Annotated in this window: 6 protein-coding genes; 2 read left to right on the top strand and 4 right to left on the bottom strand. The window is 43.3% G+C overall.

The features are described 5' to 3' along the window. The first annotated feature begins 134 nt into the window (after positions 1 to 134). Complete coding sequence (locus tag FKW31_RS13635; protein WP_150178812.1) at positions 135 to 728, top strand: hypothetical protein; 594 nt, start codon at positions 135 to 137, stop codon at positions 726 to 728. On the opposite strand, the gene FKW31_RS13640 is transcribed toward FKW31_RS13635, so the two are convergent. Both FKW31_RS13640 and FKW31_RS13645 read right to left on the bottom strand, forming a co-directional pair. Next, a complete protein-coding gene (locus FKW31_RS13640; protein WP_003627225.1) occupies positions 691 to 927 on the bottom strand; it encodes an exodeoxyribonuclease VII small subunit in 237 nt (78 codons plus the stop codon). The two genes, FKW31_RS13635 and FKW31_RS13640, sit on opposite strands and share 38 nt — an antisense overlap. Before the next feature lie 2 nt (positions 928 to 929). Continuing rightward, a complete protein-coding gene (locus FKW31_RS13645) occupies positions 930 to 2,855 on the bottom strand; it encodes an exodeoxyribonuclease VII large subunit (RefSeq protein WP_087636595.1) in 1,926 nt (641 codons plus the stop codon). Positions 2,856 to 3,268: 413 nt separating this feature from the next. Between FKW31_RS13645 and FKW31_RS13650 the strand changes: the two genes are divergently transcribed. After that, a complete protein-coding gene (locus FKW31_RS13650) occupies positions 3,269 to 4,204 on the top strand; it encodes a nuclease-related domain-containing protein (protein WP_238332854.1) in 936 nt (311 codons plus the stop codon). Positions 4,205 to 4,525: 321 nt separating this feature from the next. On the opposite strand, the gene FKW31_RS13655 is transcribed toward FKW31_RS13650, so the two are convergent. Continuing rightward, on the bottom strand, positions 4,526 to 5,188 hold the full coding sequence (locus tag FKW31_RS13655; protein WP_150178814.1) for a hypothetical protein: 663 nt from the start codon (positions 5,186 to 5,188) through the stop codon (positions 4,526 to 4,528). Next, on the bottom strand, positions 5,185 to 5,730 hold the full coding sequence (locus FKW31_RS13660; protein WP_166443413.1) for a LexA family transcriptional regulator: 546 nt from the start codon (positions 5,728 to 5,730) through the stop codon (positions 5,185 to 5,187). The genes FKW31_RS13655 and FKW31_RS13660 overlap by 4 nt, the downstream gene beginning before the upstream one ends. Positions 5,731 to 5,900 lie beyond the last annotated feature (170 nt).

The following is a 5,900-nucleotide window of genomic DNA, read 5'->3' on the forward strand; positions in this document are numbered from 1 at the left end:
CAACACAATGGCTCTGGACATATAACCATGACAGACCCAACATGGGGAACAGCGGGCTAACCCCCGCCCAGAAACTAAAAACAGCTGCCTAAATTCTCATTCAGCACCCCACTAAAAATGGGGGGATTACCACCTTGCTTTTGGTATTTACCAATGTCTCCACGTTTACCATTGTCGCAGCTATAAATAAATCAAATACTTTCGGGCAGAAATTACCACCGACGTCTTTGATGTGGATCGGAATGGGATCTTTAATATTTGATGGGTCAATCACAGAGAACGCTTACGAAAATCTGGATGCATCGCTCAATACAGAATTAGGGCACAACGTCACGTCATTGGCGATCAATAGCCCTGACGGGGATGAAAATGCGGCGGAGAAGATAGTAATCCTACTTAATAAGCGCGGGATCGAAATCTCAATTTTACCAAAAAGGTCGTGTGGCTTGGCTTGCGTACCGCTCTTTCTACACACTCACAAACATACGAGCTTAGATGATGGACAGGTAATCCCCCCATTTTTAGTGGGGGGATTACCTACGGTGCAGATCGAAGCCGCAGGAAATATTATATTCCTGAAGAATGATAGGAGCAGGATTTTCTCTGATCTGGATAAGCTCTTTGAATTGCCCGAAACTTCTTATGAAGTGGTAAAGTTCTTAAGTCAGACCGGGACAATCCAGTTCAGTCTCAGCCATGTTCTTGTTGTTCATCAACCAATTTTCTGACAGCATCAATGCGATCCTGACAGTATTTTGCGAGGATATTGGCGCGTTTCACAAGCGGTTCAATCGCATCAACGTCAGGGATTTTACCCTGTTCCGGCTTGAGAGCTGCTGCGATCCGCTGCAATTCTGCATAAGCGTCTGCAAATTTTGTTGGGGGTTCATTGCCAGTGCTGATCGGGCTTTGTTGCATCTGATTCATTTTTATATCTTCTTTGTTCGGAGTGGTTGAAGGGTGATAGATCCGTCTCGAAGATCGGCGCTCACAATCTTTGCATTGGCAACGTCTTGTACATGCGTCATCGGACAACCGTCTTCGTTTCGAAGTATTGCGTAACCGGCGGCCACTACAGTGCGAGGATCTAGAGCGGCGGCAATAGTTTGTGCCGCAGTAATCCTGTCTTTGAGTTGCTCAATATATTGTAGGGCATTTTCGAGAATTTTATATTTTATTTCTCTCACTAATGGAGGGACACATGTGATTGTTGTCGTGAGGTGTTCTCGCGTGTTGTTTCGATTCACATGAAGATGCCATTCAGCCATTTTTGCTGAAGTGCGAACAGAGTCTGTAATGCTGCTTGTGGTGTTATCCAGTGCAACAGCTATTTGGCTGATTTCTGCAGCAGGAGCTGAATAAATAGAGCTTAGCTGGGTCTGCATATCTCTTTCGACGATTACAAGTGCATGCGTCGCTGTGCCACGGACTGTTTCTCCGATCTGTGCAAGTAAGGACTCTGCTTGGCTGAGAGTTCCTGCTGGCAAGCGGGTTATGTTTCCCTTGAGAGAGAGTATAGCTTCGCCCGTGAGGCGCATCTGATCGTATGTCGTACCCTGAATATAGCGGGTCATGCGGTCGAGGCTTGTGGTCGCTTCGCCAATAATCCGTAAAGGTGCTGTTAGAGCGAGTTCGATACATTGGCGAAGGCCACGATCTGCATGATGGATTTGTGTTCCTGCGTCAGATGTAATTCGCGCAGCGGCGGCGAGAATGTCTTTACTGGCTTTGTTTTGTGTTGCTTCGGCATTCAGAGCAATCTGGCGACTGATCTTCGCAACTTCCTGTCCTGACATCTCCGTTAACATCCGTACTGCTCGCGCATGATAATCAGAGATTTTACGAAGTTTTTCGTCTACAACGCGCGCCGTTTCGCGGACATCTATCAAGGCTTGGGTTTGAAGCTCTGAAATATTAGTCGCATGTTTCTCGGCAATAGAAGATGTATTGAAGATGATATCCCGGTAAGAGCGATCAGCAATTAATCCTGCGTTGCAGACTGTCGTACGAATATACTCAGCGACTTTGGATGGTGTATCGCAGGGGATGCATGCAACTTCATCCAGTAAGGTGCGATCTCGTTGATGTCCGATACCCGTCATGATGGGTACTGGCATGTGACAAAGTGCGCGGGTTAGATTGTAATCGACCAGCCATGCCAGATCGCTTGATGCGCCTCCACCTCGGATGAGGGCAACTGCGCAATATTTCCCAGCTTTTGCGAGGGGGAATATCTTCCGGAGTACGGAAATAATGCCATCTGGCGCATTGGCCGTCTGAAAAGATGTTTCGTAATAGTCAAAGGTGACAAGATTGACGCGAGCGAGGATATCGGCCGAAGCTCTAAAATCACCTTGCCCAGCAGCTCCGGGAGGGGAGATGACTGCAACACGCTCAAAATCAGTTGGACGTGAGACTGAGCGATTTTTATCCCACAGTTTCTCTTGTACGAGGCGCTGCCGAATTGCGTCCATACGTGTCTTCAAATCGCCGAGTGTATAGCTCGGATCAATATCGATAACTTGTACCTGAAAACCATAGGCGGCTTGGAGATCAGCGCGGAGACGGACTAAAACCTTAATTCCTGTGGTAACGGAGAGCCCACTTTTAGCAAAGCTTTTTTGAATCTTTTCGTAAACCGCAGGAAAGCAGCCCCCTTGTGCTTTTGCGATTTGCTTACCTTGAGCGTCATGCTCAATGAATTCCATGCGAACAAATTTTGCACTGGGCGTAAGGCCATGCAGTTCGCAGCGAACCCAAGCATCTGGCTGGGTTCGTAAGAGTGCCTGAAGGTCATTAAGGTATGTTTGGAGTGAGACGCCATCATTGCGGACGCTCTCATTAATAACTGTCATCCTGTTTTCATTACCAAAAATTTTCAGGCTGTATGCAACCTACCAGCATTTTTTACGATCGTTAATAGCAATGTAGTGCAATCCAATTATCAATTAAGGTTTCAAAATTAGAATATTTTTCTAGAAAAAATCCCGGAAATTTATGGTGATAAATGATTTTTAATGAGACTAGAAAATAATGCAAAGAAAACATGGAAAAGTAAAAAATTTATAGAGTTTTTAAAATCACATATATTTGAGGTAAGTGAACGACAAGATTATGGCTGTTGAAATTTTGAGAAAAAATGCATAATGTCGCGGCCCTCAAGCTATATTATAATCAATACAATTTTTAATTGAGGTGACAAAATTCGCGGAAATTCTATTGAAAATTATGGAATATTTTTTATTTTTTGTGAGTTATGGAGAAAACGGTGTTAAGATTTTTTCTTGCAATAGTGGCAATATATATATTGTTTAAAATATCAATAATTATTTTCTATTTTATTTTAGCGCACTGGATAATTTGCCTAGTATTGGCTGTCTTGGTAGCCGTTGCAATTGAGGCCGCCAGTAGAGATACCGAAAAAGTATCCGATCAGAAACAGGATTCTTCAAAGGAAAAGCCATCTGAAGGAGATAATTCTTATACATTTGAATCATCAACATACCAAAGCACTGCTCCTAAATATGAATTCAGACCGTCAACAGCCCAGAGCACTGTATTTCATGGCAGGATACCTACACCTGAGATAATAGATGTTGAGGATGAGCAATCTTTTCAGGAAGAGCTGTCTGCGCCTGAGAAATCGTATGCTGAAAGGAAAGGGTTTGCGGGAGAATGTATTGTTAATAAATATATAAAAGAAATCAGAAACAATAAAGGTATATTAAATAATATATATATAGAATATAATTCCCCCGCAGGTAAAAAAGTGACGCAAATTGATCATATTGTGAAAGTTCCATGGGGAATATTTGTTATAGAAACAAAATACTATAGTGGATATATTTCTCATGATCCAAAAAATGTCTCCAGATGGTTTCGGCAACCAGATGGTCCAGAATCAAAGCAAAGATATAAATTTTATAGTCCTCTCCAACAGAATCAGATGCATGCTGATGCTGTAAGATCAGTAACGGGTTTGGAAAAAAAGAATATTCTTCCTCTCGTTGTTCTTGCAGGAAAAACAAGATGTGACAGTTATATTGAAAATAGAATTGTCAGGCCGTCCAGATTAAAGGAATGTTTGGGTAATGATCGTAGACCTCCATTATCAGAAGTGCCTTATATAGATTATAACAAAATTGAAGAGGCATGGTCTGTTCTGTTGGGGTTTCTGAAAAAACAGTCAGAACTGCGAGTGTAAGGGGACACAGGGAATGGAACTACTGGGAAACCGGGATTATGTGGGATCAGCGGGGATTTGATGGGATGAGAACCTGAGGAAAACTGCTGGTGTCGGCATAATTGGACGATTGGTGGCCCTTATGATTATGTCGGTGCGTGGTGTCTGGAACCTGATAGGCATTTTGGCCGAAAGGACACCAAGTTTGGAACCCAACCTATAAAGAATTCTATTTTGATGAAAGGCCTTTTAAGACCCTTTTAAAACCAGTGAAATCCTTTGGCCATTAATCCAGCCAGCCCCAAGGTTGGCGCGATGGGCGCGCCAAAATGAAACCTGATATCACAAGGACTTCAATGGTTTTAGCGAAGTATCCAGCCATTCAGGAGGATTTGTTCCTAACGGTTTGCGTCTATGACACGCTTCAATGATAATATTGCAATAAGGGAGCATAGTTAAGCACGTGTTTGGGTTTCCTTTATATATATCTCTAGTAAGAGTTTTGTTAATTTCTAAGCACATATTATTGGAAATAATGCAGTCATAAGGGTCGCCAACGCGAGCGCAGAACCAGTAAGTAGGGTCATAATCAATCAGATTTCTAAAATCGAGGAATTCTCTATATCTTCCTGTTAGGCCAACATGCATGTTGCAATATAATTCAAATTTCTTATGGTTCTCTATATATCCATCTTTTGTACAAAGATATTTAGCCCATGAAACGGGCATTACTCCAGACCAAATGAATGACTGAGTAATATGCTCTAAGTAAGGCCATCTAAATTCACAGGCAGATAGATCTTCTTTAATAAATTTTCTTATGTATTCCCTGCTTCCATCCCATGCTGTAAACCAAACTATTTCCTCTATTTTTTCTTTGTATCCATTTTTACAATCAAAAATCAGCCTATTATCTGTCGATACAAAGTCAAATATATCTTGAGAAGGGGAAAATTCATGTCGACTTTCGGGTTCTTTGGGTAACCTACGAATTTTTTCTATCATGACATTGCCTGTAGTCTGTAGGCTACGCGGCCTATTATTGTTATGGCGTCTCCGCCATCTGGCTCTCCCCATCGGAAACGGCTGATTTCTGCTTCTTCTGTCGGATAACGGTCGTTATCAGCGATGATGCGAACTGTACCGGAAGCAGTGGGAGCAAGGCGCTTCACCATCAGCTGACCGGACGATACGAAGACGGTGATGCCATTTAGCAAGTTGGTCGGAGTAGTGTTGAGGAATAGCCTGTCACCCGTCTTCAAGGTTGGTTCCATGCTGTCTCCAGCAACCTTTAAAATGATGGTCTGATGAGGTGTAAGGCCCAATTCCTCAAGAAAATCACGAGAAATGAACACTGTCTGGGGTTTGGGGGCGTCAACCCCCACGCGACCGAATCCTGCGCTTGCTTGCGCTTCCTCAAAATAGCTAATGCCAACATCGGATCGACCCTTTGTTTGCGCGATTATCTGAGGCTCAGCTTCTTTGCTTGCTCCGAATAATAACCATTGAAGAGAGACTCCGCAGGCATCGGCGATCTTTTCAACCACACTCAGCTTCCACTCTCCTCCGTTCAAATATGAACTGAGTGTTGAGGCGGCGACCTTCGCCTTTGGCGCGACAACAATATTGGGGTCACGACACGAAAGTGTACTTTACGTACGCTTAGAGTGAACCCAACAAGAACGTTGAGGCTGTTCTGCTGAGAGTTCGATAGACA

This window comes from Acetobacter sp. DmW_136 (genome assembly GCF_008690365.1).
In the GTDB taxonomy this organism is placed as follows: domain Bacteria; phylum Pseudomonadota; class Alphaproteobacteria; order Acetobacterales; family Acetobacteraceae; genus Acetobacter; species Acetobacter oryzifermentans.